Source organism: Serratia sp. AKBS12, from assembly GCF_024793895.1.
In the GTDB taxonomy this organism is placed as follows: Bacteria; Pseudomonadota; Gammaproteobacteria; order Enterobacterales; family Enterobacteriaceae; genus Serratia_F.
In genome coordinates this window covers 1,644,463-1,669,380 of sequence record NZ_JANUSB010000015.1, presented here as the reverse complement: position 1 = coordinate 1,669,380, position 24,918 = coordinate 1,644,463, and the positions used below count along the sequence as shown (strand labels likewise).

Annotated in this window: 28 protein-coding genes and 2 pseudogenes; 15 read left to right on the top strand and 15 right to left on the bottom strand. The window is 55.1% G+C overall.

Annotation, left to right across the window (positions count from 1 at the left end):
* Window positions 1-39 precede the first annotated feature (39 nt).
* Entirely contained in the window at window positions 40-1,059 is a 1,020-nt protein-coding gene (locus NYE85_RS17725; RefSeq protein WP_259006030.1) for an ADP-ribosylglycohydrolase family protein, read from the top strand.
* The gene (locus NYE85_RS17720; protein ID WP_259006029.1) at window positions 1,056-2,021 is read left to right on the top strand and encodes a PfkB family carbohydrate kinase; all 966 of its coding nucleotides are present in this window, start codon (window positions 1,056-1,058) and stop codon (window positions 2,019-2,021) included. The genes NYE85_RS17725 and NYE85_RS17720 overlap by 4 nt, the downstream gene beginning before the upstream one ends.
* Here the strand turns inward: NYE85_RS17720 and NYE85_RS17715 are convergent.
* Complete coding sequence (locus tag NYE85_RS17715) at window positions 2,018-2,782, bottom strand: GntR family transcriptional regulator (RefSeq protein ID WP_259006028.1); 765 nt, start codon at window positions 2,780-2,782, stop codon at window positions 2,018-2,020. The genes NYE85_RS17720 and NYE85_RS17715 overlap by 4 nt on opposite strands.
* A gap of 204 nt (window positions 2,783-2,986) precedes the next feature.
* On the opposite strand from NYE85_RS17715, the gene NYE85_RS17710 reads away from it, so the two are divergent.
* From NYE85_RS17710 to NYE85_RS17700, 3 genes are all read left to right on the top strand, one after another.
* On the top strand, window positions 2,987-4,528 hold the full coding sequence (locus tag NYE85_RS17710) for a PLP-dependent aminotransferase family protein (RefSeq protein ID WP_405050682.1): 1,542 nt from the start codon (window positions 2,987-2,989) through the stop codon (window positions 4,526-4,528).
* A 98-nt stretch (window positions 4,529-4,626) separates the two neighbouring features.
* The gene (locus NYE85_RS17705; protein ID WP_259006027.1) at window positions 4,627-5,079 is read left to right on the top strand and encodes a GNAT family N-acetyltransferase; all 453 of its coding nucleotides are present in this window, start codon (window positions 4,627-4,629) and stop codon (window positions 5,077-5,079) included.
* Window positions 5,080-5,099: 20 nt separating this feature from the next.
* Window positions 5,100-5,801: a GNAT family N-acetyltransferase gene (locus NYE85_RS17700; RefSeq protein ID WP_259006026.1), complete on the top strand. Its 702-nt coding sequence runs from the start codon at window positions 5,100-5,102 to the stop codon at window positions 5,799-5,801.
* A gap of 113 nt (window positions 5,802-5,914) precedes the next feature.
* On the opposite strand, the gene purB is transcribed toward NYE85_RS17700, so the two are convergent.
* The 6 genes from purB to rluE form a co-directional block, all read right to left on the bottom strand.
* Window positions 5,915-7,285 (bottom strand): adenylosuccinate lyase, encoded by a 1,371-nt coding sequence (purB, locus tag NYE85_RS17695; RefSeq protein ID WP_259006025.1) that lies wholly within the window; start codon window positions 7,283-7,285, stop codon window positions 5,915-5,917.
* Window positions 7,286-7,307: 22 nt separating this feature from the next.
* Window positions 7,308-7,934: a high frequency lysogenization protein HflD gene (gene hflD / locus NYE85_RS17690; protein ID WP_259006024.1), complete on the bottom strand. Its 627-nt coding sequence runs from the start codon at window positions 7,932-7,934 to the stop codon at window positions 7,308-7,310.
* A gap of 262 nt (window positions 7,935-8,196) precedes the next feature.
* A complete protein-coding gene (mnmA, locus tag NYE85_RS17685; RefSeq protein WP_259006023.1) occupies window positions 8,197-9,309 on the bottom strand; it encodes a tRNA 2-thiouridine(34) synthase MnmA in 1,113 nt (370 codons plus the stop codon).
* 96 nt (window positions 9,310-9,405) lie between these two features.
* The gene (locus NYE85_RS17680; RefSeq protein ID WP_259006022.1) at window positions 9,406-9,852 is read right to left on the bottom strand and encodes an NUDIX hydrolase; all 447 of its coding nucleotides are present in this window, start codon (window positions 9,850-9,852) and stop codon (window positions 9,406-9,408) included.
* Window positions 9,853-9,861: 9 nt separating this feature from the next.
* On the bottom strand, window positions 9,862-10,197 hold the full coding sequence (locus tag NYE85_RS17675; protein ID WP_259006021.1) for a lysozyme inhibitor LprI family protein: 336 nt from the start codon (window positions 10,195-10,197) through the stop codon (window positions 9,862-9,864).
* A gap of 20 nt (window positions 10,198-10,217) precedes the next feature.
* Window positions 10,218-10,844, bottom strand: coding sequence for a 23S rRNA pseudouridine(2457) synthase RluE (rluE, locus tag NYE85_RS17670; RefSeq protein WP_259006020.1), 627 nt, complete (start codon window positions 10,842-10,844; stop codon window positions 10,218-10,220).
* A gap of 132 nt (window positions 10,845-10,976) precedes the next feature.
* On the opposite strand from rluE, the gene icd reads away from it, so the two are divergent.
* A complete protein-coding gene (gene icd / locus NYE85_RS17665) occupies window positions 10,977-12,230 on the top strand; it encodes an NADP-dependent isocitrate dehydrogenase (RefSeq protein WP_259006019.1) in 1,254 nt (417 codons plus the stop codon).
* A gap of 124 nt (window positions 12,231-12,354) precedes the next feature.
* On the opposite strand, the pseudogene NYE85_RS17660 reads toward icd, so the two are convergent.
* Window positions 12,355-12,755: pseudogene (locus NYE85_RS17660) on the bottom strand (tyrosine-type recombinase/integrase); the annotation flags it as partial.
* Between the two features lie 501 nt (window positions 12,756-13,256).
* On the opposite strand from NYE85_RS17660, the gene NYE85_RS17655 reads away from it, so the two are divergent.
* From NYE85_RS17655 to NYE85_RS17640, 4 genes and pseudogenes are all read left to right on the top strand, one after another.
* Window positions 13,257-13,718 carry a DUF6979 family protein gene (locus NYE85_RS17655; RefSeq protein WP_259006018.1) on the top strand — a complete coding sequence of 154 codons (462 nt, stop codon included), beginning with the start codon at window positions 13,257-13,259 and terminating at the stop codon, window positions 13,716-13,718.
* A 130-nt stretch (window positions 13,719-13,848) separates the two neighbouring features.
* Entirely contained in the window at window positions 13,849-14,091 is a 243-nt protein-coding gene (locus tag NYE85_RS17650) for a phage holin family protein (RefSeq protein WP_259006017.1), read from the top strand.
* Window positions 14,088-14,468 (top strand): glycoside hydrolase family protein, encoded by a 381-nt coding sequence (locus NYE85_RS17645; RefSeq protein WP_259006382.1) that lies wholly within the window; start codon window positions 14,088-14,090, stop codon window positions 14,466-14,468. The genes NYE85_RS17650 and NYE85_RS17645 overlap by 4 nt, the downstream gene beginning before the upstream one ends.
* Window positions 14,401-14,622, top strand: a pseudogene (locus tag NYE85_RS17640) (hypothetical protein); the annotation flags it as partial. The gene NYE85_RS17645 and the pseudogene NYE85_RS17640, both read left to right, overlap by 68 nt.
* 461 nt (window positions 14,623-15,083) lie before the next feature.
* Here NYE85_RS17640 and NYE85_RS17635 read toward each other — a convergent pair.
* The 3 genes from NYE85_RS17635 to NYE85_RS17625 all read right to left on the bottom strand — a co-directional run bounded on the left by NYE85_RS17635 (window position 15,084) and on the right by NYE85_RS17625 (window position 16,639).
* Window positions 15,084-15,269 (bottom strand): hypothetical protein, encoded by a 186-nt coding sequence (locus NYE85_RS17635; protein ID WP_259006016.1) that lies wholly within the window; start codon window positions 15,267-15,269, stop codon window positions 15,084-15,086.
* Window positions 15,256-16,212, bottom strand: coding sequence for a glutamate-cysteine ligase family protein (locus NYE85_RS17630; protein WP_259006015.1), 957 nt, complete (start codon window positions 16,210-16,212; stop codon window positions 15,256-15,258). The genes NYE85_RS17635 and NYE85_RS17630 overlap by 14 nt, the downstream gene beginning before the upstream one ends.
* 208 nt (window positions 16,213-16,420) lie before the next feature.
* Window positions 16,421-16,639: a general stress protein gene (locus NYE85_RS17625; protein WP_259006014.1), complete on the bottom strand. Its 219-nt coding sequence runs from the start codon at window positions 16,637-16,639 to the stop codon at window positions 16,421-16,423.
* A 451-nt stretch (window positions 16,640-17,090) separates the two neighbouring features.
* Between NYE85_RS17625 and NYE85_RS17620 the strand changes: the two genes are divergently transcribed.
* The 5 genes from NYE85_RS17620 (at window position 17,091) to NYE85_RS17600 (ending at window position 20,546) form a co-directional block, all read left to right on the top strand.
* A complete protein-coding gene (locus NYE85_RS17620) occupies window positions 17,091-17,597 on the top strand; it encodes a ferritin-like domain-containing protein (protein WP_259006013.1) in 507 nt (168 codons plus the stop codon).
* Window positions 17,598-17,672: 75 nt separating this feature from the next.
* A complete protein-coding gene (locus tag NYE85_RS17615) occupies window positions 17,673-18,578 on the top strand; it encodes a manganese catalase family protein (RefSeq protein WP_259006012.1) in 906 nt (301 codons plus the stop codon).
* 143 nt (window positions 18,579-18,721) lie between these two features.
* Window positions 18,722-18,946 carry a YgdI/YgdR family lipoprotein gene (locus NYE85_RS17610; RefSeq protein ID WP_259006011.1) on the top strand — a complete coding sequence of 75 codons (225 nt, stop codon included), beginning with the start codon at window positions 18,722-18,724 and terminating at the stop codon, window positions 18,944-18,946.
* A 263-nt stretch (window positions 18,947-19,209) separates the two neighbouring features.
* A complete protein-coding gene (locus NYE85_RS17605; protein ID WP_259006010.1) occupies window positions 19,210-19,635 on the top strand; it encodes a universal stress protein in 426 nt (141 codons plus the stop codon).
* A 155-nt stretch (window positions 19,636-19,790) separates the two neighbouring features.
* Entirely contained in the window at window positions 19,791-20,546 is a 756-nt protein-coding gene (locus NYE85_RS17600; protein ID WP_259006009.1) for an SDR family NAD(P)-dependent oxidoreductase, read from the top strand.
* A gap of 61 nt (window positions 20,547-20,607) precedes the next feature.
* Here the strand turns inward: NYE85_RS17600 and NYE85_RS17595 are convergent, their stop codons facing one another.
* The 4 genes from NYE85_RS17595 to puuD are packed head-to-tail and all read right to left on the bottom strand — an operon-like array spanning window position 20,608 to window position 24,733.
* Window positions 20,608-21,888 carry an FAD-binding oxidoreductase gene (locus NYE85_RS17595; RefSeq protein ID WP_259006008.1) on the bottom strand — a complete coding sequence of 427 codons (1,281 nt, stop codon included), beginning with the start codon at window positions 21,886-21,888 and terminating at the stop codon, window positions 20,608-20,610.
* An 11-nt stretch (window positions 21,889-21,899) separates the two neighbouring features.
* On the bottom strand, window positions 21,900-23,396 hold the full coding sequence (gene puuC, locus NYE85_RS17590) for an aldehyde dehydrogenase PuuC (RefSeq protein ID WP_259006007.1): 1,497 nt from the start codon (window positions 23,394-23,396) through the stop codon (window positions 21,900-21,902).
* A 15-nt stretch (window positions 23,397-23,411) separates the two neighbouring features.
* Window positions 23,412-23,969, bottom strand: coding sequence for an HTH-type transcriptional regulator PuuR (puuR, locus tag NYE85_RS17585; RefSeq protein ID WP_259006006.1), 558 nt, complete (start codon window positions 23,967-23,969; stop codon window positions 23,412-23,414).
* Entirely contained in the window at window positions 23,966-24,733 is a 768-nt protein-coding gene (gene puuD, locus NYE85_RS17580) for a gamma-glutamyl-gamma-aminobutyrate hydrolase (RefSeq protein ID WP_259006005.1), read from the bottom strand. The genes puuR and puuD overlap by 4 nt, the downstream gene beginning before the upstream one ends.
* Window positions 24,734-24,918: the final 185 nt, after the last annotated feature.

Here is a 24,918-nt window from a genome sequence, read left to right as displayed (position 1 = left end):
TGATGCCCGGCGATGACAACGATTCAGGAGCAACAACCAATGAAGCCATTAACCCCGCAACAACGCGTCGAAGGCGCGCTTTATGGACAGATGTTGGGCGACGCGCTCGGCATGCCGTCAGAGCTGTGGCCGCGTGAACGGGTAAAGCAGCATTTTGGCTGGATTGACGGTTTTCTTGATGGTCCGGCGGAAAATAGCGCCGCCTGCTATTTCCGGGCGGCACAATATACCGACGACACCTCAATGGCGCTGGCGTTGGCCGACGCGCTGATCGAGGCTGACGGCGAGGTAGTGCCGGAACTGATTGCCCGCAACGTGATCCGCTGGGTCGACGATTTTGACGCATTCAATAAAAACATTCTCGGGCCCAGTTCCAAACTGGCATTAGGCGCACAGAAAAAGGGCACGCCGATTAGCGAACTGAAAAACAACGGCGTTACCAATGGCGCCGCGATGCGGATTTCACCTCTGGGCTGCGTGTTGCCTTCAGCGCCGCTGGCACGCTTTTGTCAGCAGGTATGGCTGGCCTCCAGTCCGACGCATAAATCCGACATTGCCGTTGCTGGTGCGGTGGTGATTGCCTGGGCGATTGCCAAGGCGGTCGAGGGCGTCAGCTGGGCGGAGATTCGCCTGGCATTGCCGGGGGTTGCGGATTACGCCCAGCGCCGCCACAGCACCACCTTCAGCGCTTCACTGGCGGCTCGCATTGAACTGGCCTTGCAGGTGGTCGATCGTTCGACCGGCACCGAGCAGGCGTCCGAGCGCATTTATCAATTGATCGGCGCCGGCGTCAGTACCATCGAGTCGGTGCCGGCGGCGTTGGCGATGGTGGCCTTGGCGGATACCGATCCCAACCAGTGCGCGATCCTCTGCGCCAATCTGGGGGGCGACACTGACACTATTGGCGCGATGGCCACCGCCATTTGCGGTGCGCTGAACGGCATTGACGCATTTGATCAACGCCTGTTGGCGCAATTGAAACAGGTGAATACGCTGGATATCCCCGCTTATGCGCAGGCGCTGCTGCGGTTGCGCCAGGGTTGGCAGGAGGGCGAATGAACAGGGCACGGCACGATTTACTGTTGACGCTGACGCAGGGGGGGTGGCATCAGCAATCTCCGGTGACGCTGATCGGTGCGGCGGTGATGGACATGGTGGTCAGCGCCGAGGCGCTGCCGCAGCGCGGTGGCGACGTTGCGGCGCAGTTGCAGGGGTTCCATCTGGGCGGCTGCGCGTTAAACATCGCCGTAGCGCTGAAGCAACTGGGCATTGCCAGCCGTAACCTGCTGCCGCTGGGCGAGGGTATATGGGCCGATCGGCTGCGTGCCGAAATGGCACAGCGCGGAGTACGCTCCGATCTGGCGGTTGGCGGCGAGGATAACGGCTGGTGTATGGCGCTGGTGGAGCCGGATGGCGAGCGTACGTTCATTTCCATCGACGGCATAGAAAACCGTTGGCAAACGGCATGGCTGCAGGACGCTGCGCCGGACGGCGGGCTGGTATACCTTTCCGGCTATCAGTTGGGGTCGGCGTGCGGCGCGGTACTGCTGCAGTGGATGCAGCAATTGCCTGCCACGGTGCGGGTAGTACTGGATATTGGCCCGCGCATTGATGTGATGCCGGACGATTTGCTGCAATGCCTGATTCGCCCCGGCGTGCTGTTGACGCTGAACCAGCGTGAAGCGCAACTGTTGGGGATGGGGGAGGATATTGAAGGGTTCTGCCGGCAGTTGTGGCAACGTACCGGACAATGGGTGGTGGTGCGTTTTGGTGGCCAAGGGGGATACTATTATGCCGAACCGGGCGAATGCGGCTGGGTTGCGGCCCGGGCGGTGACGGTGGTCGACAGCATTGGCGCGGGCGACAGCCATACCGCCGGTTTGCTGGCCGGCTTGGCATTGGGGCTGACACCGCAGCAAACCATGCTGCTGGCCAACAGCATTGCCGGCTACGTGGTTTCACGCCCCGGTGGAGACTGTGCGCCGACGCTGGTGCAACTGCTGGCCAGCGAAGTCGGTTAATCCTCGCTGATAAACTCGTACATGTCGCTGCGGCAAAAGCTCTCGCTATATTCAATCGGTTTTTTTTGCCGGTCAAACAGCGTTTGCTTGATGATCAACAGCGGCATGGGATCTTTCAATTGCAGGGTGTGCTGGGTTTCCTCATCGGTCATTGCCGCGCTGACCTGGCTGCGCAGCGAACCCATTTCGACGTTGTTGAGGCGGAAATAGTCATACAGCGACAGGCCGATGTCTTCTACGTTGGCGATAGCCTCCGCCACCACATAAGACACCGCCAGCGACATCGGTTTCCCGTCGATAAAGTGAATGCGTTTGAGTTTATAAACGGCGGTATTTTCTGCCAGCTCCAGCTTTGCCGCCAGTTGGCGATCGGCAATCACGCGTTCACGGCTGATCCACACCGTATCAGGCCGCCGCCCTTGCAACATCACCTCGCGTGAAAAGCCTTTCACATCAGCCAGCGAATAGGCCAACTTGGTCGGCGACATGGTTTGGCGGATAAAGGTGCCGTAACCACGTGAGCGACCAATAATGCCGTCTTCCTCCAGGCAGGCCAGCGCCTTGCGCACGGTGATGCGTGAAATGCCCAGACGATCGGTAAAATGACGCTCGCTGGGTAAGAAATCCCCTTCGTTCAGCACACCCTGTTCAATCGCCTGGCGTATTGACGCGTTAAAACGCAGATAGAGCGGCATGGCGCCCGCGCTGCTCAGATCCTGCTGTAATTTATCCAGCAGACGCTGGTTGGTTTCCATGCTCATAACTGGCCGAAATCCTGTTGCCTCAATACGATATGTCTTATTTAAGGTGATTTTACCCCGAGGCGCAACAGCCAGCATCGGCGAAACGTGGCGAGGATCCGCGCAAAACGGCGGCAGCACTGGTAAGTTGATGCGCGTCACGGGAAAATGTCCCTAACAGATTGATGCTGCGCCGGTATTGGCCTGCGCTTTGAGACCGATAACATGAAGCAGACCGAACATGGTGCGTTGGGCACCGCCAGCGAGAGTGAACTGGTAACGGCAAAGATTAAACCGCTGCTCACACGCCTGCGTCGGCAGCGAATGACGTTGAAAGCGGCGTTGCATCTGGCCATCAAACAATTGATAACCGCAGGTGAACTGAAAACGCTGAGCCGGTTACCCCCTAGCCGCCGACTGGCAAGCGCACTGAGCATATCGCGCGATACGGTCGAAGTGACTTATGCCCAGTTGGAAGCCGAAGGGTATCTGGCCCGCACGGTGGGGCGCGGCAGTTTTGTCAGTTACCGCAATAGCCCGCTGATTGGCCGCGAGCTGTTGGCCGCCGACGCGACCGTTCAGGCTTGCCTGGCCGAACAGGAGCTGAGCGCCAGCGGCCGGGCACTGCTGGTTACCGGTTATACGCCTCATACCGGCCGCGTTGGTGCGCTGACTCCGTCGGCGCCGGATCTGCGGCAGTTCCCGATCGACAGCTGGTTGCAGCTGGAAAAGTCGGCGGTGCGACATCACACCGAACAGCTTTTGGGCTATGGCGATCCTCAAGGGCTGGTGGCGTTACGGAGTGAAATCGTCGACTATCTCCGGCGAGAACGAGGCGTAAAAGCCACGGCGGAGCAGGTGGTGATCGTCAGCAGTTCGCAGCAGGCACTGTCATTATGCACGCAGGTGTTGTTCAACGCCGGCGACGCGGTGTTCGTGGAGGAACCGGGCTATCAGGGGGCAAAAAAGCTGGTGCGCGCTGCCGGTCTGCGTACCATTCCGATTGAGGTGGACCAGCGGGGGATCAACGTCGACCGCTTGGTGGCAACCCGGCCGAGTGGCCGCGGGGTGTATGTGACCCCTTCGCACCATTATCCGCTGGGACACTCGCTCGATATCGAGCGTCGATTACGCTTGCTGGCATGGGCGCGCCAGGAAAATGCCTGGATTATCGAAGACGACTACGATGCCGAATTTACCTATCACGGCATGCCGACGGCCTCGTTGCAGGGTCTGGATCAGCATCAGCGCACCCTGTATATCGGCACCTTCAGCAAGACCCTGTTTCCGGGTTTACGGCTGGGTTTTATCATTGTGCCGCCCTCCTTGATTATTCCGATGGTAGCGGCCAAGCAGCTGCAGGACGGCTGCACCGCGACGCTGTCGCAGGCTACGCTGTACGCGTTCTTGCGAGCGGATGGTTATACCGAGCATTTAAGAAATATGCGCCGGTTGTATAAAGCCCGCCTGGAGATTTTATTTACCGCGGTTAATCAATACCTCGCCGAATGGACACAGCCGCATTTGCCGCAAGGGGGGTTACAGCTGGTCTGCCCGTTGGCCGACGCGGCAACCGAGCGCAGGCTGGTGGCCGCCGGTGCCGCTCAGGGGATCCGGTTGTATGGTCTGGCGGATTTTTATACCGACACTCCTGGCAAAGGGGCGCTGGTGCTGGGTTTTGCCGCCTATACGCCGAATGAAATTGTACAGTTTATCAAACGGCTGGCACAGATTTTTGCCGTCTTGCCCGCGACGGAAAACCGCTAAAATTGGTCTGCTCGCCGTGATGGATTGGTCGGTATTCTGCCCCTGGCCGCCGGTGTACTCTGCGCTTATTCAACGGACGTTATGTAAGCGGAGTGACAATGAGTTCAACAGATCGGGCAGTACAAATACGCAGAGTTCACCATGACGATCGGTCGCAGTGGTTGGCTTTATGGCAAGGCTATCTGCATTTTTATCGTGCAGAGATTACCGACGCCGTCAGCGAAGAGACATTTTTCCGCCTGACCCGCGAGGAGCAGGTTTATGGTCTGGTAGCGCAGGATCGGGACGGCAGATTATTGGGATTGATGAATCTGATCTTCCACCCGTCGACCTGGAGTTCGCAGGGATATTGCTATATCGAAGATTTATATGTTTCACCCTCCGCGCGTGGACAAAAGGTGTCTGAACAGCTGTTCGAACAGGCGTATCGATTAGCGGATCGGCATCAGTGTGGCCGCGTTTACTGGATGACTCAGGAATATAATGCGCCGGCGCGCTCGCTGTACGACAAAGTGGGCAATCGCAGTTCATTCGTGGTTTATAACCGCTAACGGCAGGGGAAGCGATACGGATGACAATTAATCATTATGGCCAGCCGATAGGCGAGGCGCTAACCGACTGGCAAGCCGCGAACAGGCCTGACGCGCTGGTACTAAATGGGGCTTTTTGCCGATTGGTAGCGCTGGATGCACAGCGTGACTACCGCGGATTATTCGATGTTTATCAACGGGCTGCGGATGACCGCGACTGGACCTATTTACCGGCGGAACGGCCGGACAGCCCGCAAGCGATGCTGGAATATTTGCAGGCGCTGCAATCGAATCCGTCGTTGGTGTCTTATACGGTATTTGATCCCGTCAGCGGCGAAGCGCTGGGTACGGTGGCATTGATGCGTATCGATCCCGCCAATGGCGTACTGGAAATTGGTTATGTCAATTGGTCTCCGGCGATGAAACAGCGCCCCAGCGCCAGCGAAGCCATTTTCCTGCTGCTGCGCTACGCCTTCAATCAGCTAGGTTATCGACGCTGTGAATGGAAATGCGACAGTCTTAACGCGCCGTCGCGACGGGCGGCACTGCGTTTTGGTTTTGTCTATGAAGGGCAGTTCAGATGCGCGATCGTGATCAAGGGGCGCAACCGTGATACCGACTGGTTTGCCATCACGCGCGACCGCTGGCCAACCATCGAACGCGGGTTTGAGCGCTGGCTGGCGGCGGACAATTTTACGCCGGACGGGCAGCAGAAGACGCGGTTGCAGGCTTTTTTCGATTAGCCCGCTGACTTATCTCTCGTGCGACCGTTTGCCGGCAACGGGGGGCTGGCTGGTATGATGCGGGCATAAAAAAAGCGACCCGAAGGGGTCGCTTCTGTCTGTTGGCGGGCTATTTACTTCAGTTCATCCACCATGGTGGTGGCGCGACCGATGTAATTGGCCGGCGTCATGGCCTTCAGACGAGTTTTTTCTGCTTCAGGCAGTTCCAGACCGTCGATGAACGCCTGCATGCCAGCGGCATCAACGCGTTTGCCTCGCGTTAACTCTTTCAGCTTTTCATAAGGCTTTTCAATGCCGTAACGGCGCATAACGGTCTGGATCGGCTCGGCCAGCACTTCCCAGTTATGATCCAGTTCATCCAGCAGGTGCGCCTGGTTGACTTCCAGCTTGCTGATACCTTTCATGGTCGCCTGATAGGCGATCAACGCATAGCCCAGGCCGACACCAAGGTTACGCAGCACGGTGGAGTCGGTCAGGTCACGCTGCCAGCGCGAAACCGGCAATTTGCTTGCCAGGTGTCCCATCACGGCATTGGCCAGGCCCAGGTTGCCTTCGGAGTTTTCGAAGTCGATTGGGTTAACCTTGTGCGGCATGGTGGAGGAACCGATTTCGCCGGCAATGGTTTTTTGCTTGAAGTGATTCAGCGCAATGTAACCCCAGATGTCGCGGTCGAAGTCGATCAGAATGGTGTTGAAGCGCGCGACGCAATCGAACAGCTCGGCAATATAGTCATGCGGTTCAATCTGCGTGGTGTACGGGTTCCAGCTAATGCCCAGCGAAGTGACGAACTCTTCACTGAAACGGTGCCAGTCCACTTCCGGATAGGCCACGATGTGTGCATTGTAATTACCGACCGCGCCGTTGATTTTGCCGAGGATCTCGACCTGCTCCAACTGACGGAACTGGCGGTCCATGCGGTAGGCAACGTTGGCCAGCTCTTTACCAACGGTGGACGGCGTAGCCGGCTGACCATGGGTGCGAGACAGCAGGGGAATATCGCGATATTCCTGCGCCAGACCTTTGATCGCGTCGATGATCTTGCGCCAGAACGGCAGTACCACATCCTGACGTGCGGTGTTGAGCATCAGCGCGTGGGACAGGTTGTTGATGTCTTCCGAGGTGCAGGCGAAGTGAATGAATTCAGAGACAGCATGCAGCGCGGGCACTGCCGCCACCTTTTCCTTCAGGAAATACTCTACCGCTTTCACATCGTGATTGGTGGTGCGTTCGATAGTCTTGATGCGCTGCGCATCTTCTTCGCTGAATTCGGCGACGATCTGGTCGAGGTAAGCGTTTGCGTCGGCGTCAAAAGCGGGAACTTCCTTGATTTCTGCGCAGGCTGCCAGTTTTTGCAGCCAACGTACTTCAACCTGTACGCGGAATTTCAGCAAGCCGAATTCGCTGAAAATAGTGCGCAGTGCGCTGACTTTATCACCGTAGCGTCCGTCAACGGGTGAAACGGCGGTCAGTGAGGATAATTCCATCGGTAGCAACTCCTGGGATCGATTAACAATGAGCAACGATATTTTGCGCCTGTTTGAACAGACGATTACGAGAAAACATTAATTGCAGGCGGCTGCCGCCGACCTGCTGCCACAGTACCGCGGCGCGAATGCCGGCCAGTAGCGTAGCGCGAACCTTGGCCTGCACCTGGGTGTTTTGCAGAATGGCCGGTGAACCGGTGACCTGGATGCGCGGCCCCAGCGGGCTGACCACGTCGACATAAATGCCGGCCAGGGCGCTGACAATGGTTTCGGATTCCAAATCAAAATGCGCCAGTTGGCGTTCCAGCTGATCGAGACGTTCGCCCAACGTGTTCATGGCCTGCTTATTGGCGTTGAGTTTGCGCTCAAGCACCATCAGGCTGATGGTGTAGCGCGTCAGTTCCGCGCCAGGGCCTTTATTATTGGCATTCAGCACGCCCATCAGCGTTTCAAGCCCAACCTTCAGGTTACGCTCTTCACCGCCGAATACCGCCAGGGTCGAGGACGGGTTCATTTGCAACAGACTGTTCAGCGAGGTATGCAACGCGTCGCGGTCACACTGGCCTTCATGTGCCAACTGCTGCACCAGACGCGCGGCCTGGCTGATCCCGGCCATTGCCAGCGTAATGTCATAATAATTCTTCGCCACGAATACTCCTGTAAACGCTGTTAACGGTACATGGCTTACGGCTCAAGGGTTTTGTGTATCGGGAAACGAGGCCGCGGGCTCGGGGCCATAACGGCTGGCCGCAGCAGTAACAACGATGACAACGAATGTCACGGATCATGCCACAAAACGCCGGTTAAACCCAGTGCCAATACGCAGGCTGCGATGCATCGACCTCGGGGGGCGTAAGGGTGGTTGAATAGTAGGCAAAACAGGTGCCTGTCGGCACCTGTTGACGGGACGGTTACGCTTGAGGCAGTGGCAGGCGCTGTTCGATGATGCCGCCGCCCAGGCAGATTTCACCCAGGTAGAACACCGCAGACTGGCCCGGGGTGACGGCGGCGACCGGCTCGTCGAAACGCACTTCGATGCGCTCGGCGTCGATCGGCGTTACGGTGCATGCCAAATCCTGTTGGCGATAGCGGGTTTTCACCGTGCAGCGCAGCGGTCCGGTTAACGGCTGGCGATCGACCCAGTGCAGTTGTTGGGCGATCAACCCCACCGACATCAGGCGAGGGTGCTCGTGGCCCTGGGCGACGATCAACTGATTATTGGCAACGTCTTTATCCACCACATACCATGGATCTTCGCTGCTGTCTTTCATGCCACCGATACCCAGCCCCTTGCGCTGACCAAGGGTGTGGTACATCAACCCCTGGTGTTCGCCGATGGTTTGACCGTCGACGGTGACGATCGGGCCCGGCTGCGCCGGCAGGTAGCGGCCGAGGAAGTCGCGGAATTTACGCTCGCCGATAAAGCAGATGCCGGTAGAGTCTTTTTTCTTGGCGGTAACCAGTTCCAGCTGTTCGGCAATACGCCGTACTTCCGGCTTTTCCAGCTCGCCCACCGGGAACAGGCTTTGCGCCACCTGCTCGTGGCTCAGGGTATACAGGAAGTAGCTCTGATCCTTATTGCCGTCAACGCCGCGCAACAGGCGGCTTTTGCCGTCAACGTCCTGACGGCGTACATAGTGACCGGTAGCAATAAAATCTGCCCCCAGGTCTTCTGCGGCGAACTCCAGGAACGCTTTGAATTTGATTTCTTTATTGCACAGAATATCCGGGTTTGGCGTGCGACCGGCTTTGTACTCTTCCAGGAACAGTTCGAACACGTTGTCCCAGTATTCAGCGGCAAAGTTTACCGTGTGCAGCTCAATGCCGAGTTTGTCGCACACCGCTTGTGCGTCAGCCAGGTCGGTTGCTGCGGAGCAGTATTCTTCGTCATCGTCTTCTTCCCAGTTTTTCATAAACAGCCCAGCGACCTGATAGCCTTGTTGCTGTAACAGATAGGCAGTAACGGAAGAGTCGACGCCGCCGGACATACCGACGATTACTTTTTTCTGGCTGTTGTCTGACATGGGGATCTCACGAACTTGAACACGAACCGTGCTGGTAAAAAACAAGCGCAGGATTTTATCACGATGCCGGCCTGCGCGCACGGCACATATTGTGCGCTAGAACGGCCAGTTAAAACTGCCGACCAGCGACAGCGGGTAGCGCTCCGGTTGCAGATAACAGCGCAGGCTTTCCGCCACCAGCGGTGAGCGCAGGTTAGGCGCGGTTAAAATCTGCTCTGCGCTCAGCCAATGGCAACGGTCAATGTCGGGGTCGTGCGGCTCGGTCGGCAGCGTTTGCGCCAGTTCAATGGCAAAACAAAAACGCAGAAACGGCGTGCGGTCCGGTGCGATCCATTGATGCAGCTTCAGGAACGACTGCGGTGCGGCGCGGATGCCGGTTTCTTCCCACAGTTCGCGTTCAGCCGCCTGGATCAGCGTTTCGTCGGCTTCCAAATGGCCTGCTGGCTGGTTCCAGAGTGCCTTGTTGTTTACCGTTTCTTCAACGATCAGAAACTTGCCGGCGGCGTGGACCACGCAGGCGACGGTGACGTGTGGTTTGAACATGACGGCTCCTTACAGCGGTTTATCGATATGCTGATAAATGGCATCCAGTTCGGCGATGCGTGTGGTGTAGCTGTTACTCAGGCAGATGACGTCGTTGCCGCACCGTTTACGCTGCGCCAGCCAACGGGTTTGGTCGTCCTGCATATTGCCGCGCACGCCCATGGCAAACAGACCGTGCAAAAACTGGTATTTGGTGGCCATTTCCACGTCTTTATCGCTTAGCGAGCGGCTGGCGCAGATGGCGCGCTCATCGGCCGCCGTCGCCTGGCGACAATCGAAACTGGCGGCCTGTGCGCCGGCAGCGCACAGGAGCGTGAACAACATCAGAGGAAGAATTTTTCCCATTGTAGCGGCTCCTTGAAAGGTTAAAGCGACTCGATGAGTTTCCATTCGCCAGGCTGGAGTTCGCCCAGCGCAAGTTCTCCCATACTGTAGCGAATCAAACGCAGGGTCGGGAAGCCGATATGCGCGGTCATGCGCCGTACCTGGCGGTTTCGTCCTTCATACAGGGTTATTTTCAGCCAACGGGTGGGAATGGACTTCCGCTCGCGGATCGGGGGATTGCGTGGCCACAGCCAGGCCGGTTCGTCTACCAGTTCCACGCCGGCGGGCAGGGTGGGGCCGTCTTTCAGCGTCACCCCGGCACGTAACGGTGCTACATCGCAGTCTTGCGGCGCGCCTTCCACTTGCACGTAATACACCTTGCCGGTGCGTTTGCCCGGCTGGGTCAGCTGCGCCTGCAGCTTGCCGTCGTTGGTCAATACCAGCAGGCCCTCACTGTCGCGATCCAGACGGCCGGCGGCGTAAACGTCATTAAATGGGATGAACTCCTTCAGCGTGGCGCGGCCGGCTTCGTCGGTAAACTGCGGTAAAACGTCGAACGGCTTATTGAATAATATCACCCGCCGTGGCCCATGCGTTGCGGGGCGTTTAGCGGCCTTTGGCTTGCTGAATCGTTTAACTTGGTGATTTTTAACAGGGAATTTAGTCATAACGGTTGTGCTGGCAAATGATAGGCGCATTATAACCGAATCCGTTTCGGATTGGCGCGGGTAGAATATTCGAGTAGTATTGACACGCATCTTACAAAGCATTAACAAAAATTGCGCTTGAAGGAGAGGTTGATGGAAAGCAAAGTAGTTGTTCCGGCAGAAGGTAAAAAGATTACGGTCGATGCCCAGGGTAAACTGGTTGTTCCGCATAACCCGATCATTCCGTTCATCGAAGGCGACGGTATTGGCGTTGACGTAACCCCTGCCATGATTAACGTGGTTGATGCTGCAGTGAAAAAAGCCTACCACGGCGAGCGTAAAATCTCCTGGATGGAAATCTACACCGGCGAAAAATCCACTCACGTTTACGGGAAAGACGTGTGGCTGCCGGACGAAACCCTGGATCTGATCCGCGATTACCGCGTTGCCATCAAGGGCCCACTGACCACGCCGGTCGGCGGCGGTATTCGCTCCCTGAACGTGGCGCTGCGCCAACAGCTCGACCTGTATGTCTGCCTGCGTCCGGTACGTTACTACCAGGGCACGCCAAGCCCGGTTAAACACCCAGAACTGACCGATATGGTGATCTTCCGCGAAAACGCCGAAGACATCTACGCCGGTATCGAATGGAAAGCGGGCTCTGCTGAAGCAGACAAAGTGATCAAGTTCCTGCGCGATGAAATGGGCGTGAAGAAGATCCGTTTCCCTGAGCAGTGCGGTATTGGCGTCAAGCCATGCTCGGAAGAAGGTACCAAACGTCTGGTTCGTGCGGCCATCGAATACGCGATCGTCAATGACCGTGATTCCGTGACGCTGGTGCACAAAGGCAACATCATGAAGTTCACCGAAGGTGCCTTCAAAGATTGGGGCTACGAGCTGGCTCGCGAAGAGTTTGGCGGTGAACTGATTGACGGCGGCCCATGGCTGAAGATCAAGAACCCGAACACCGGCAAGGAGATCGTGGTTAAAGACGTGATCGCCGATGCCTTCCTGCAGCAAATCCTGCTGCGTCCGGCGGAATACGACGTGATTGCCTGTATGAACCTGAACGGTGACTACATTTCTGATGCCTTGGCGGCCCAGGTTGGCGGTATCGGTATTGCCCCGGGTGCCAACATTGGTGACGAATGTGCACTGTTTGAAGCGACCCACGGCACGGCGCCTAAATATGCCGGCCAGGACAAAGTGAACCCAGGTTCAGTGATCCTGTCTGCTGAAATGATGCTGCGTCACATGGGCTGGTTCGAAGCGGCTGACCTGATCGTTAAGGGCATGGAAGGCGCAATCGCTGCCAAGACCGTGACCTATGACTTCGAACGCCTGATGGAAGGCGCTAAGCTGCTGAAATGTTCAGAGTTTGGCGACGCTATCGTTAAACACATGTAATGGTGTTTAAGCGTTAAATGATAACGGGAGCTTAATGCTCCCGTCTCTTTTTTCCCTTCAAAAAATTCTTCTGCAAAACCTCTGCAAAACTCTTCTGCAAAAAGGTATGAAAAATGACCGAATTTCACGCCCCAACACCCCTCCATTCTTTTCCTCGATCATCGTTGATTCGATCGGTTTGACGCTGGCTTTTGTGTCCAAGCAAATCCCGAGTATTGATTTTTTGCTCCCGGTATAAGCGTTCTGCCAGCGAACGAATTTCGTGAAAACTGGGTGGTGTGCCCTTACTCCAAGTTAACCCCGACAGCTCTTGAATTTTTTTAAAGCTGGTACTGATCGTATTGGGTTTAACCATGGCTCCACGTCTGGCCATTGCCGTATTGTGCGTGTAGTGGACGAGGTAAGGGCTGACGATATGATCTCGACACTGAGCGATTACCTGCTCCAGAGTCATGCCAATGGCATCACAGCGAAGAGAAAGCGGTATTGCGACCTTGCCCCAGTCTTAGTCTGCTCAACGTGTAGATGTTCCCTGATGGGGGCAGCTTTGCTTAATAACATCGATGCCCTTTCAGCGGTGGGTACGCGCTGCAATTAATGAATGGGTGCATCAGCGCCCGCACCCTGAGAGTGCGGCGGCGGCATGTCAGTTAGCTCTCAGTATCATACTTGAGAAATAAAGGTTTTGGACAAGCACCGTAGCCAGGTGCAGATCAGCGATGCTGTTTACGTTGAAACTGGAATGGAAATTACCGATTTGAATATGCGGATTGAGCGGGAACGTGCGCATTGCGCGCCTGGTCAGAGCGCCACGCTGCCACAACCAATATTTGCCCACGTTGTTCCGGCACCGGTCGCACAGTTAGGCCGCACCCGGGGGAGTGCGAAGAGTGTGGCGGTAAGGGTAAGATACCCGCCAATATGGAACATCTGCGTAAGTCGATGCGAATCATAGGGGCGTGGTAGAGTCGGGGGACTGGGCAAGTCGGTATGCGGAATTGGTGAAGCAGTGCATGGATTGGTTGTATGTCGAAGAATCCAATGCTACTTCGATGCTTGCTGATCGTATTACAAATGAGAAATATGATGAAGAATGCTGAAAACACGGTTTATGGTTCAATTGCTCTTGTGGCAGTTAGGGCAGTTATCGATAGTGGCGTTTCACCAAATACAGCATGGGATACTGCAGTACAAGGTAAAGAGAAAAGCTGTCCAAGAGGCGCATTTCTCGGCCTTTGCCAAGATGGTTGGATAAAAGGTGTTCCAAGTGGGAATTATCTTCGGCAAGGAAATTTAAACCAGCAGTATGCGATTAGGGCGGCTCAATACTTACTGGCCAAACCGGGTATAAATGTTGGGGCAAAAGAATTATGGCAGGAAGCCATTAAAACTGCGCAGAATCGAGACAAAATACACAATCAGCAGATGAATGTCGTTATTGCATTAAATGACGCAGGACTATTACAGCAAGGCGTTGACCTTACATAGAATACGCGCTAAATTTCCGAAAGATGTCGGAGTATGCTTAAAGCTACTCCGGCTTTTTTATTGGTCAGTCCTAAGCCTGCATGGTTCGCCCAGCAGGCTTTTTTTATTCCCCCAGCGGGGGAGGTGGAGTATGAAAATGCAGGAGAAAGCAAGCCTCGCGGCCTACCTCTCTTCGGGGTTTCTTGTGCTGGTGGGGAAGGTGGGCAAATTACTTAACGATCTCACGTTGAACGATTGGGCGATCGTCATCGGTATCATCATTGGTATCGCGACGTTTGCCGCAAACCTGTACTTCCAGAATCGCCAGACGCGAGCCATTGAACGGGCGTTCCGCGCCGGTGCCACGATCATTAATCCGGGGCGGGCTAAATGACGATTAAAAAGAAGGTCGGCGCTGTCGTTTGTTCTGTGTCCGTGATTATCGCGCTGGTACTGAACCAGGCGGGTGATTTCAAATCGGCGAATGGAAATCCCCTCCGGTTCTCCAAAGCGGCAATGGAAGTCATGGGGAATGCTGAGAGCTGCCGCCGGGATCCGTATCTATGCCCAGCCAATATCATCACGCAGGGAATCGGCCATACCGGGAAAGGTGTTTCCGCTGTCAGCACGGCAAGTGATCAACAGATCGCCAAGTGGTTTGCCGAAGACCAACTGGATGCACAGAACTGCATCGAGGTGAATGCCGCCGGAAGGCATGATCGGTTTATGTGCCATGAAAAACGGCATCTGTGCGGGTTTCAAAGGCAATGAGGTAATGTTCTCTGAGGCTTATCTGCCGTATGCCTGGAAGCCCACTAACCGGCAGACCACCATGAACAAGATTGTCGCCATCGCACCGGTTGGCACCGAAGGTGATCCGTATCTATTCAGCGGCATCACTCTGTCAAACATCAGCAGTACAGAGCCTAATTAACGGGAGCCTGATGGTTCCCGTTTTTTATTGTTCAAATCGCAACGGTTTTCAAAGCGGTTTAGCAAAGCTTCCCCTATATCTGCTCGTTTAAACCGTAACGGGTAGAAAATAATCAGGTTGCCGCCGGCATAATGGAGATTCGTGGCACTGCATTCGTGCGATAGAGAGAAAGAACCCGGCCTTGTGGCCGGGTTTGCAAATGCAAAGGGGAAATTAAACTTGTCGCGATAGGTCTGCTTCGTTGAGGAAGTGGCTCAAATCCATGAGCCGTGTGGGGTAACGAAGTAGCTCTATATTGTCGTGAGACGACGCTATTAATAATAGACCGTAACTTTATGTCAATCCATTAAAAATACTAAAATTCCTAGTTTTTTATTTGTGCAGCTTATAATATTTTATCTACATAAATATATAGTATCCATTAAGGCTCGGTGAACATTTTCATCACGCGTTCAGTGATATTGATGTTCAAGGTGAACAGTATCGGCTTCACACAGTATCATCCCCGATATATACATGCTTGGTCCCTGCTCGGCGAGATGAAAGGCTATTTCCATCGCCTGATCTTTGGCATGGTCCTCATTTTTCGCTACCACATACACCGAGAATTTTCCTATCAATAGTTCATAAAGCTTCATAGGCGCTCCGCTGGAATATGGATTGCTCATTAACGATAATATGCTCAGGAGGCATCAGTAAATTGATCATGGAACGGGTTATTCCGGCCGTGCCGACACCAATGTCCAGGTTATGACGTAACAGTTCACCGTCATGATATTCTTGCTGCAAATAATGGCGGAAGTATTTTATTACTCCGCACTCATCTTCCTTATTGAGTTGCGTCAACAGCGCTAGCGTTGATTTAATATGCTGGTTCAACATGACGGTTTCCCCACTCAGGGGATCGGTATACTGGGCGGACAAGCCCGCACGGCGTGCGTTATGCAGGTTCCTGGCGTAGTCGTCGTCTTGACCGGCGGGGGCATCAGATTGAACGGCAAGCAGCAAATTGACCAACAGTTGCGCATAGCCGCACAGCATGGCCGCGTGGGTCAAGGTGAGAGGCGCGTCGCATATGCTGATTTCGACGCAGCCCAGCTCCAGCCTCGGTCTGATGGGAGTAGGCACAGCGCCGGCGTTTTCGGGTTGATTAAACGGCGACGAATCATTCAATGCGATAAAATGCGGCAAGTATGCCTTTAGCGCCTGGCAAAGATAGGCGGCCTGATTGCCGTCTTCGACGCCGACATGAATATTCTGTCCGAACCCGCAGGCAGCATCGTGGCTGATTTGTGGCCCGCCGCCGCATAATCCGCAATGGCAACGAGCGGCGCTGTCTGCCAGGTTGGCGGTAATGCTTTTCAATTCCTCAAGTAAAGTGGACGGCGTGGCGTGCATGGCAGTGAATACATTGATGACAGGTTGATTACTATGGGTTTTTATATAATCTTTAACCTTGCACATGCTGACTACTTCCGGCACGTTTTTGGCAAAGTGGAAGGTTGTCAAATCGACCAATTGCAGCTTCAACTCGGTACTTATGGTGTGGCGATGGATGTGTGTAAAAGAAGTGTGCTGCATGTTCATCTCCTCAAACGAATTGCTGTCTATGCCAGAGGAACGAATCTGTCGTGGCGTACCGGCGGTTGGCAGCCGTGCTGGTTGCTGATTTGAGGCGCTACGGGCAGACTCAACGATGCCACTCAATGATGTTTTTTATGCCAACCTCATATCGCCAACCCCATTGCAGGGCTGGCTGGCGGCACATAACCCGGTAAAGGGCTAACGCTTAATGTTGCCCACCTTTTTTGCCGGCCTCAGCGGCGCGCTCAGGGTCATTCTTGAAGTTACCGCCGCTGACCTGCCCACCTTTTTTACCTGCCACAGAAGCGCGTTGCGGATCGTTTTTGAAATTTCCACCGCTTTCCTGACCGCCTTTTTTGCCGGCTTCAGAAGCTCGTTCCCTGTCTTCAGCGAAATTACCTGAACCGCCACGATGCTCTGCCATAATAACCTCCTGAATAAAGAAAGTTAGTTTATGTTGATATCAGAGAAATCATGGTTTCTCTAATCAGATAAAACTATAGAACCTACCGCTATTTTTTCCATGCAATAGCCAATTAAAAAACGAAATTAAATGCATTGAAATAAACTGAAATAATTAAATAACAAAAATAAAACATTTGATTGCTTAATTTAACCATCGAATGTACCTACGAAGATAATCATAATTTATTTCAGTTATTTATTCATGTTGGGCTCGAAAAGCTGTTAATAACGACTATCGTTTATAATATGGCGGCGTGGCGTGATTAACATTTTATCGATATCTTCAGGAGAGATAGCGAGCCACTAAACTCTTTTACCGTGTTAAATGAGGTTTTATACGGGGTGTTTTTTATTAAATTCCTGATTAACGTTTTGTTATATCTTTCACCAGCCCTTAGCGAGGTAACAGCATGACATATGAAGAGAATTATCTTGACTGGTTACGCGACGCCCACGCAATGGAAAAGCAGGCGGAAACCATGTTACGGCGCATGGCCGATCGCCTGGAGCATTATCCCGATCTCAAAGCGCGTATTGAACAGCACATTGATGAAACGTTGCAACAACAGGCGTTATTACAAACGGTTATTGAACGCAATGACACTTCCAGTTCGGCGCTGAAAGATACCATGGGCAAGATGACCGCCATGGGGCAGGCGTTGGGGGGAATGTTTACCGAAGATGAAGTCGTCAAGGGGGCGATTAGCAGTTACACCTTCGAAAATTTTGAGATTGGCTGTTATACCTCGCTGATTGCCGCAGCCGAACTGGTCGGCGATACCGAAGGCGCACGCATCTTTGAGCAAATCCGTGAGCAAGAACAGAAAATGGCCGAGTGGGCGTTGACGCATTTACCGACGGTAACCGAGCAATTTTTGGTGCGCTCCGCCACGCCAGAGGTTGAGGCTAAAAATTGACTGCACCGGCACCGTTTCGACCTACAAAACCTGGCACTTGCCAAGGCGCGCAGGGTTGCTTAACAGGAGAGCATCATGTTTCGACACGTAAAAAAGCTGCAATATACCGTCCGCGTATCCGAGCCCAATCCAGGCCTGGCCAATCTGCTACTTGAACAATTTGGTGGGCCGCAAGGCGAGCTGGCCGCGGCCTGCCGCTATTTTACCCAGGGGCTTGGCGAAGATGACCTGGGGCGCCGCGATATGCTGCTCGATATCGCCACCGAAGAGTTGAGCCACCTGGAAATAATCGGTTCTCTGGTCGCTATGTTAAACAAGGGAGCCAAAGGGCAACTGGCGGAAGCCACGGAAAGCGAAGCGGAACTGTACCGTTCGCTGACCGGCAACGGTAATGACAGTCATATCACCTCGCTGTTATACGGCGGCGGACCGGCGTTGACCAATTCAGCCGGCGTGCCCTGGACTGCCGCCTATATCGATACGATAGGGGAGCCCACCGCTGATTTGCGCTCCAACATCGCCGCCGAAGCGCGCGCCAAAATTATCTACGAGCGGCTGATGAACGTTACCGACGATCCCGGCGTCAAACAGGCGCTCGGTTTTTTGATGACCCGCGAAGTGGCGCATCAGATTTCCTTTGAAAAAGCGCTATATGCGATCCGCAATAGCTTCCCACCGGGTAAATTGCCGCCGATAGAAGAATACGCCGACAAATATTTCAACATGTCGGCGGAAGGTGAAGTGCGTGGCAGTTGGAACGCGGACGAAAATCTGCAATATGTTGCCGAACCGCAGCCCGCGGTGGATGGAGGCGAGGGGGTTGCCAGCGTGGTATTGCCGTTGGAACAGCAGAGCGATGTGGAGGCGATGGCCCAACGTACCAGATCCGATCCACGAGTGAACCCGCTAACCGGGTGCGATCTGGGCAAAAATGGCCCGCTGGAGGAAGATGTGGCCGACAAAACCCGATCCGGCGGGTGATACGCAGCAACGCTACGGCGTCGAGCCAGGCGTCGGAACTGTCTTATAAGCCAGCAAATGGCGTATAAAATTTCCGTTATGCTGGCAGAAACCATAAATTATGCTAAATATTATACTGTGTCCACTACATGGAGTTAGCAACCATGAAAAAATTAGCCTCTGTACTGTGCGTTACGCTGATTTCTGCTTTTTTAGCAGGTTGCTCAAGCAATTATGCTATCCACACTAACGACGGTCGTACCATCATCAGTGAGGGTAAACCGTCCGAGGACAATGCGACCGGACTGATTAAGTATAAAGATGCTAATGGTACGCAGCAGCAGATCAACCGAAATGAAGTCAGAGAAATGTCTGAAATCGAGCGCTAACGCTAGCGTCATCTGACGGTATGAGCCCGGCGATTGCCGGGCTTTTCTTTGCCCCGTCGTGCTAAAAAAGCGTGGCAGACATGGCGTTGACGCGCCGTTAAGATTACGACAGTGGAAATATGCGACTGCATCCGCGACGCCGTGCATTGATGTTCAGCAACTGTGTTGCCAGTGTCCTAAACTGTCAGTATCTATCAGGAGGATAGAAAGCCGGTGGTCAGGAACGCCGCCTGTTGGCAAGCGCAATGCGGAGGGCAGTAATCATGGCATATCAACATATCGTCGTTGCTACCGATCTCAGTGAAGATGCAGAAATCCTGCTGGATAAAGGGGCAAAGCTGGCCGGGGCCTTAAACGCCAAACTTTCAATGATATATATCGACGTCCATCATACCGGTTATTACGCCGAACTGGGTGTTGGCGCCTACAATTACACCGACCACACCTTTTCTGAACGTGCAAAAAACATTCTGGAATCGTTCAAGAAATCCTCTTCATATCCTGTCGATGAAGTGATTATTGGCCGCGGGGAATTAACGGAGGAACTGAACAACGCGGCAAAAGAAAAGGGGTTCGATCTGGTTATTTTCGGCCACCATCATGATATCTGGAGCCGTTTGAAGTCGTCGACGCGTCAGGCGATTAATACCCTGCAGGTCGATCTGTTGGTGATCCCGATCGAAGATTGATCAACGTCATCACCGCTAATTGGTGGCAACTATTAACTCTTTAGGGTTATCAAACCGCACGTTTTGACTGGCGACCATCCTGTTGCAGGACTATCCTCGGAGCGGATATGGATTTGTATGATTTATACAAATACGCTTCACATGGAGGAGGTTCTATGCGTTTTGACAATAAAGTGGTGATTATTACTGGCGCAGGTAATGGTATGGGGGCTGCGGCGGCGCGTCGCTTCGCGGCCGAAGGTGCCACGGTGGTGCTGGCGGACTGGGCTAAAGCGGCGGTTGACGCGGTAGCGGCCTCTTTGCCGGCAGGCAAGGCGCACGCGGTGCATATCGACGTGTCGGATGCCACAGCGGTAGAGAAAATGATGGATGACGTTGCGGTGAAGTTTGGCCGCATTGATGTGCTGCTGAACAACGCTGGCGTGCATGTGGCAGGCAGCGTACTGCAAACCAGCGTTGCGGACTGGCGGCGTATTGCCGGCGTTGATATCGACGGCGTGGTTTTCTGTTCCAAATTCGCCTTGCCGTACCTGCTGAAAACCAGGGGCTGCATCGTCAATACCGCCTCGGTGTCCGGATTGGGGGGTGACTGGGGGGCTGCCTATTACTGCGCGGCCAAAGGGGCAGTGGTGAACCTGACTCGCGCAATGGCGCTCGACCACGGCGGTGACGGCGTGCGCGTCAACTCTGTTTGCCCGAGCCTGGTAAAAACCAATATGACCAACGGTTGGCCGCAGGAGATCCGTGATAAATTCAACGAACGCATTGCGCTCGGTCGTGCGGCAGAGCCGGAAGAGGTCGCGGCGGTAATGGCGTTTCTCGCCAGCGATGACGCCAGCTTTATCAATGGTGCCAATATTCCGGTCGATGGCGGTGCCACCGCCTCGGATGGCCAACCCAAAATTGTCTAAGGCGTCAAGTGCGGGCGCGATCTGATAGACCGCGCCCGCGGCATGCCGATCCCCAGTGGCATTACACGCCGATCCGATCGCGCAGGGTGTAGTAGGCCGCGCCGATCGCGGTGAAGGGGATTTGCAGATTACGGCCGCCAAAGAACGGTAAATGCGGCAGTTTGGCAAACGCGTCAAAACGTTCCGCATCGCCGCGCAGCAATTCCGCAATCAGTTTCCCCGCCAGATGGGTACAGGTAACACCATGACCGCTGTATCCCTGCATATAATAAATATTGTTTTCCAACCGGCCAAACTGCGGCATGCGTGACAGCGTCAACAGGAAGTTACCGGTCCAGCGGTAGTCGAGACGCACCCCTTTCAATTGCGGGAAGGTCTTCAGCAGCTTGGGACGAACCAGATTGTCGATATCCTGCGGATCACGCGCGCCGTACACCACGCCGCCGCCGTACAGCAAGCGGTTATCGGCAGTCAGACGGTAATAGTCCAGCAGATAGTTACAGTCCTCCACACAGTAGTTATGCGGGATCAACGCCTGCGCGATTTCCGCTGACAGCGGTTCGGTGGTTACCACCTGGGTGCCGCATGGCATGCTGCTTTTGGCCAGTTTCGGCTCCAGTTTGTCGCCGAGATAGGCGTTGCCTGCGACGATCACATGACGTGCCTTCACCTGGCCGTGGGCGGTGCTGACCAGCGCCGGTTCGCCGTGGCGAATCTGCGTAACGGCCGACTGCTCAAAGATTCGTCCGCCTTGCTGGCGTACGGCTTCGGCTTCGCCAAGCGCAAGATTCAATGGATGAATGTGGCCGCCGCTGTGGTCGAGCAAGGCGCCGACATAACGATCGCTTGCCACTTCCTGGCGAATGCGCTCACCGTCCAGCAGTTCCAGCCGTGTGTTGCCGTAACGCTCCCAGTTCTGTTTCTGCTCGATCAGGGCATGGTATTGCTTGTTGTTGATGGCAGCAAAGATGCCTCCCGGTCGGTAGTCGCAGTCGATGGCGTAACGCTCGATGCGGCTGCGGATAATGTCGGCGCCCTCGAACATCATGCTGCCGAGCATCCGTGCACTTTCTGCACCATATCGCTGTTCGATCACATCAATATCGCGGCTATAGGAGTTGACCAATTGGCCGCCGTTGCGGCCGCTGGCGCCAAAGCCGATGCGAGCGGATTCCAGCAATACAACATCATAACCGGCCTCCACCAGGAACAGCGCCGAGGAGAGGCCGGTGTAGCCGCCGCCGACGATGCAGACGTCGCACTCCAGCGACTCGCTCAACTGTGGATAAGGCTGATGAGCGTTGGCGCTGGCGGCATAATAACTCTTCACGTGTTCAGTCATGTTGTCAGTCCTTATTCAAGTGAAATCCAGGTGGTTTTCAGTTCGGTGAATTTTTCCAGCGCATGCAGCGACTTGTCACGTCCATTGCCGCTTTGCTTATAACCGCCGAACGGTACGGTCATATCGCCGTCATTGTAATTATTGACGAATACCGAACCGGCTTTCAGCTGGCGTGACAGACGATGGGCACGCGACAGATCGCGAGTCCACAGTGCGGCACCCAGACCGTAATCGCTGTCGTTGGCCAATTGAATCGCCTGCGGTTCACCATTAAAGGTCGTCACCGCCAGCACCGGGCCGAATATTTCTTCACGGGCAAGATCCATGCCGTTGTCTACCGCGGTCAGAATGGTCGGGCCCAGATAACCGTCATGATCGCCCAGAGGGTGAGTACGGCCATCGAGGAACAGTGTGGCACCCTGTTGCAGGCCCCGTTCAATGGCATTGGCCACTTTCTGCCGGTGGCCGCTGTCGATCAGCGTGCCCATCGCACTGGCAGGATCGAGCGGATCGCCTGGTGTGAAGGCGGCCGCGTGCTTGCGCAGCGCCTGCAAAAACGGCTGCTGGATGCTTTCTTCTACCAATAGGCGAGTACCGGCGATGCACACTTGACCCTGGTTATAAAAGATACCGGCGGCGGCGCTCTGTGCGGCCTTATCAATGTCCGGGCAATCGGCGAAAATGATATTGGCACTCTTGCCGCCGGCTTCCAGCCACACGCGCTTCATGTTCGATTCACCGGCGTAGATCAGCAACTGTTTGGCGACCTGGGTCGAACCGGTGAAGGTCAGGGCGTCGACATCGTGATGCAGCGCCAGAGCCTTGCCGGCATCGTGGCCGTAACCGGGCACGACGTTCAGAACGCCATCCGGCAGCCCGGCCTGAGTCGCCAGCTGGGCGAGATAAATGGCGCTCAGCGGCGATTTTTCCGACGGTTTCAACACCACGCTATTACCGGTTGCCAGCGCCGGGCCGAGCTTCCAACAGGCCAACAGCAACGGGAAGTTCCACGGCACAATGGCGCCGACCACACCGACCGGTTCGCGGGCGATCAGCGCCAGCGAATCGTTGCCGGTAGGGGCAATCTCGCCATAGACCTTGTCGATGGCTTCGGCGTACCAGCGGATACAGCGTACGGCCCCCGGAATGTCGTCGCGCAGGCTATGGCGAATCGGCTTGCCGGTGTCCAGCGTCTCCAGCAACGCCAGCGTTTCTGCGTGTTGCTCCATCAGCGTCGCCAGCGTCGCCAGCGTAACTTTGCGCTGCGCCGGCGAGGCCTGTGACCAGTCACCACGCTCAAACGCCTCACGCGCGGCGCGTACCGCCAGGTCGACATCGACGCCGGTGGCGCGAGCGACCTGCGTCAGTTCGCGTTGTCCCGCGGGATCGTCCACGGCAAAGGTGCCGCCCTCGGCGGCGGGCAGATAACGGCCATTGATGAACAGTTGATTCTCAATCTTCAGGGCCTGCGCCCGCTGTTGCCAGTATTGCTGATGATGGAAATCCATACCTTGCTCCGTTAATCAGAATGTGGTCGGCGTGTGGGCGCTGACAATGCGACAAATGCGCGCCGAGGTGTTGCTGAAACTGTGGGGAATGCCAGTGTTGATGGCGTAACTCTGGCCGGCGGCCAAGGCGTAGGTCTGGCCGTTGACCACCAGCACCACTTCGCCCTCCAGCAGGGTGCCGATCTCCTCCCCCTGATGCTTGATGCGTTCGCCGGTGGTGGTGCCTGGCTCATAGGTTTCGATCATCATGGCCAGCGTACGATTGGGGTCGCCGTTATGAATCAGCTTCATCGATACCCCCTGACTGCCGATTTCGATCAAATCTGCCTGCTCAATCACAATTTGCGGCTCCGCAGGTTTGTCGGGCTCGGCGAAAAACGCTGACAGTGACAGCCCATATACCGTCAGCAGCTTTTGCAGCGTACTGATGGCTGGGCTGACCTTGTCCTGCTCGATAGTGCTGATGGCGCTGTGGGTCAATCCAGACAGTTCGGCCACGCGGCGCTGCGACAAACCTAACTGCTGACGGATCTGCGACAGGCGTTTCCCCGGAGCCAAGCTGGCATTGCTCATTGGCGCTTTTCCTTTTCCTGGTGGTAGCGGCGGCATGCCGCGATGAAACCTTCAAACAGCAGGCGCGACAGCGCGTATTCATCACTGTTCCACTCTGGATGCCACTGCACGCCGAGCGCAAATGGCCGATCGCGTACGCTGATGGCTTCCACCAACCCGTCGGCGGCGTGCGCTTCAATTCGTATACCGGCGCCGAGGGTTTTGGCGCCCTGACCATGCAGCGAGTTGACCCAGAAGCGGTTGCAATCCGGGATTAACTGCGCAAGCAGGCCGCCGTCTGCAACGATGACCTCGTGCGCGGGGGCATATTGCTGTTCCAGCGGCAGATCGTGATCCTCCCGGTGTTCCAGCAGCTCGGGGCGTTCGTACAGGCGTCGATGCAGGGTACCTCCGGAGGCTACCACCATTTCCTGCATGCCCCGGCAGATGGCGAAAAGGGGAATGCGCCTGTCCAGTGCCAGGCGGATCAGCGCCAGGCTCAGTTCATCACGCCCAGGATCGGCGTCAGGCTCATCGCCGTTTTCACCATAAAGGTGCGGCTGCACATTGCTGGGGCTGCCAGGCAGCATCACGCCGTCCAGGTGCGGCAGCAGATTTTCCAGCAAATCCGGTTCTGCCAGCGCGTGCGGCAGGGCGATCGGCAATCCGCCGGCGGCGAGTACCGCATTCAGGTACTTTTCTTGCAAGGTCTGTGTCGGATGCTGGTTTACCCTATACCGGCACATCACGACGCCGACGATCGGTCTGTTAAATATATTGCCCATGGTGTCCTCTTGGTCTGTTCGAAATTATGAACGATATACGTATTAGATGGCTGTTTTGTTCAATATTTAATAAATCTAGCAGTGGGAAGCCTAACATTCAAACCAAAAGTAACACTTGAAAAACAATTTTGTTGCATCTATGTTTCATTGGTGGACATTATATTGAGCATCCTGGTCGAAAACAT

Excerpts from the sequence above, each read along its gene's own strand:
- NYE85_RS17725 (WP_259006030.1), top strand. The coding sequence starts at position 40 with ATGAAGCCATTAACCCCGCAACAACGCGTCGAAGGCGCGCTTTATGGA.
- NYE85_RS17720 (WP_259006029.1), top strand. The coding sequence starts at position 1,056 with ATGAACAGGGCACGGCACGATTTACTGTTGACGCTGACGCAGGGGGGG.
- NYE85_RS17715 (WP_259006028.1), bottom strand. The coding sequence starts at position 2,782 with ATGAGCATGGAAACCAACCAGCGTCTGCTGGATAAATTACAGCAGGAT.
- NYE85_RS17710 (WP_405050682.1), top strand. The coding sequence starts at position 2,987 with ATGAAGCAGACCGAACATGGTGCGTTGGGCACCGCCAGCGAGAGTGAA.
- NYE85_RS17705 (WP_259006027.1), top strand. The coding sequence starts at position 4,627 with ATGAGTTCAACAGATCGGGCAGTACAAATACGCAGAGTTCACCATGAC.
- NYE85_RS17700 (WP_259006026.1), top strand. The coding sequence starts at position 5,100 with ATGACAATTAATCATTATGGCCAGCCGATAGGCGAGGCGCTAACCGAC.
- purB (WP_259006025.1), bottom strand. The coding sequence starts at position 7,285 with ATGGAATTATCCTCACTGACCGCCGTTTCACCCGTTGACGGACGCTAC.
- mnmA (WP_259006023.1), bottom strand. The coding sequence starts at position 9,309 with ATGTCAGACAACAGCCAGAAAAAAGTAATCGTCGGTATGTCCGGCGGC.
- NYE85_RS17680 (WP_259006022.1), bottom strand. The coding sequence starts at position 9,852 with ATGTTCAAACCACACGTCACCGTCGCCTGCGTGGTCCACGCCGCCGGC.
- NYE85_RS17675 (WP_259006021.1), bottom strand. The coding sequence starts at position 10,197 with ATGGGAAAAATTCTTCCTCTGATGTTGTTCACGCTCCTGTGCGCTGCC.
- rluE (WP_259006020.1), bottom strand. The coding sequence starts at position 10,844 with ATGACTAAATTCCCTGTTAAAAATCACCAAGTTAAACGATTCAGCAAG.
- icd (WP_259006019.1), top strand. The coding sequence starts at position 10,977 with ATGGAAAGCAAAGTAGTTGTTCCGGCAGAAGGTAAAAAGATTACGGTC.
- NYE85_RS17655 (WP_259006018.1), top strand. The coding sequence starts at position 13,257 with ATGTCGAAGAATCCAATGCTACTTCGATGCTTGCTGATCGTATTACAA.
- NYE85_RS17650 (WP_259006017.1), top strand. The coding sequence starts at position 13,849 with ATGAAAATGCAGGAGAAAGCAAGCCTCGCGGCCTACCTCTCTTCGGGG.
- NYE85_RS17645 (WP_259006382.1), top strand. The coding sequence starts at position 14,088 with ATGACGATTAAAAAGAAGGTCGGCGCTGTCGTTTGTTCTGTGTCCGTG.
- NYE85_RS17635 (WP_259006016.1), bottom strand. The coding sequence starts at position 15,269 with ATGAAGCTTTATGAACTATTGATAGGAAAATTCTCGGTGTATGTGGTA.
- NYE85_RS17630 (WP_259006015.1), bottom strand. The coding sequence starts at position 16,212 with ATGCAGCACACTTCTTTTACACACATCCATCGCCACACCATAAGTACC.
- NYE85_RS17625 (WP_259006014.1), bottom strand. The coding sequence starts at position 16,639 with ATGGCAGAGCATCGTGGCGGTTCAGGTAATTTCGCTGAAGACAGGGAA.
- NYE85_RS17620 (WP_259006013.1), top strand. The coding sequence starts at position 17,091 with ATGACATATGAAGAGAATTATCTTGACTGGTTACGCGACGCCCACGCA.
- NYE85_RS17615 (WP_259006012.1), top strand. The coding sequence starts at position 17,673 with ATGTTTCGACACGTAAAAAAGCTGCAATATACCGTCCGCGTATCCGAG.
- NYE85_RS17610 (WP_259006011.1), top strand. The coding sequence starts at position 18,722 with ATGAAAAAATTAGCCTCTGTACTGTGCGTTACGCTGATTTCTGCTTTT.
- NYE85_RS17605 (WP_259006010.1), top strand. The coding sequence starts at position 19,210 with ATGGCATATCAACATATCGTCGTTGCTACCGATCTCAGTGAAGATGCA.
- NYE85_RS17600 (WP_259006009.1), top strand. The coding sequence starts at position 19,791 with ATGCGTTTTGACAATAAAGTGGTGATTATTACTGGCGCAGGTAATGGT.
- NYE85_RS17595 (WP_259006008.1), bottom strand. The coding sequence starts at position 21,888 with ATGACTGAACACGTGAAGAGTTATTATGCCGCCAGCGCCAACGCTCAT.
- puuC (WP_259006007.1), bottom strand. The coding sequence starts at position 23,396 with ATGGATTTCCATCATCAGCAATACTGGCAACAGCGGGCGCAGGCCCTG.
- puuR (WP_259006006.1), bottom strand. The coding sequence starts at position 23,969 with ATGAGCAATGCCAGCTTGGCTCCGGGGAAACGCCTGTCGCAGATCCGT.
- puuD (WP_259006005.1), bottom strand. The coding sequence starts at position 24,733 with ATGGGCAATATATTTAACAGACCGATCGTCGGCGTCGTGATGTGCCGG.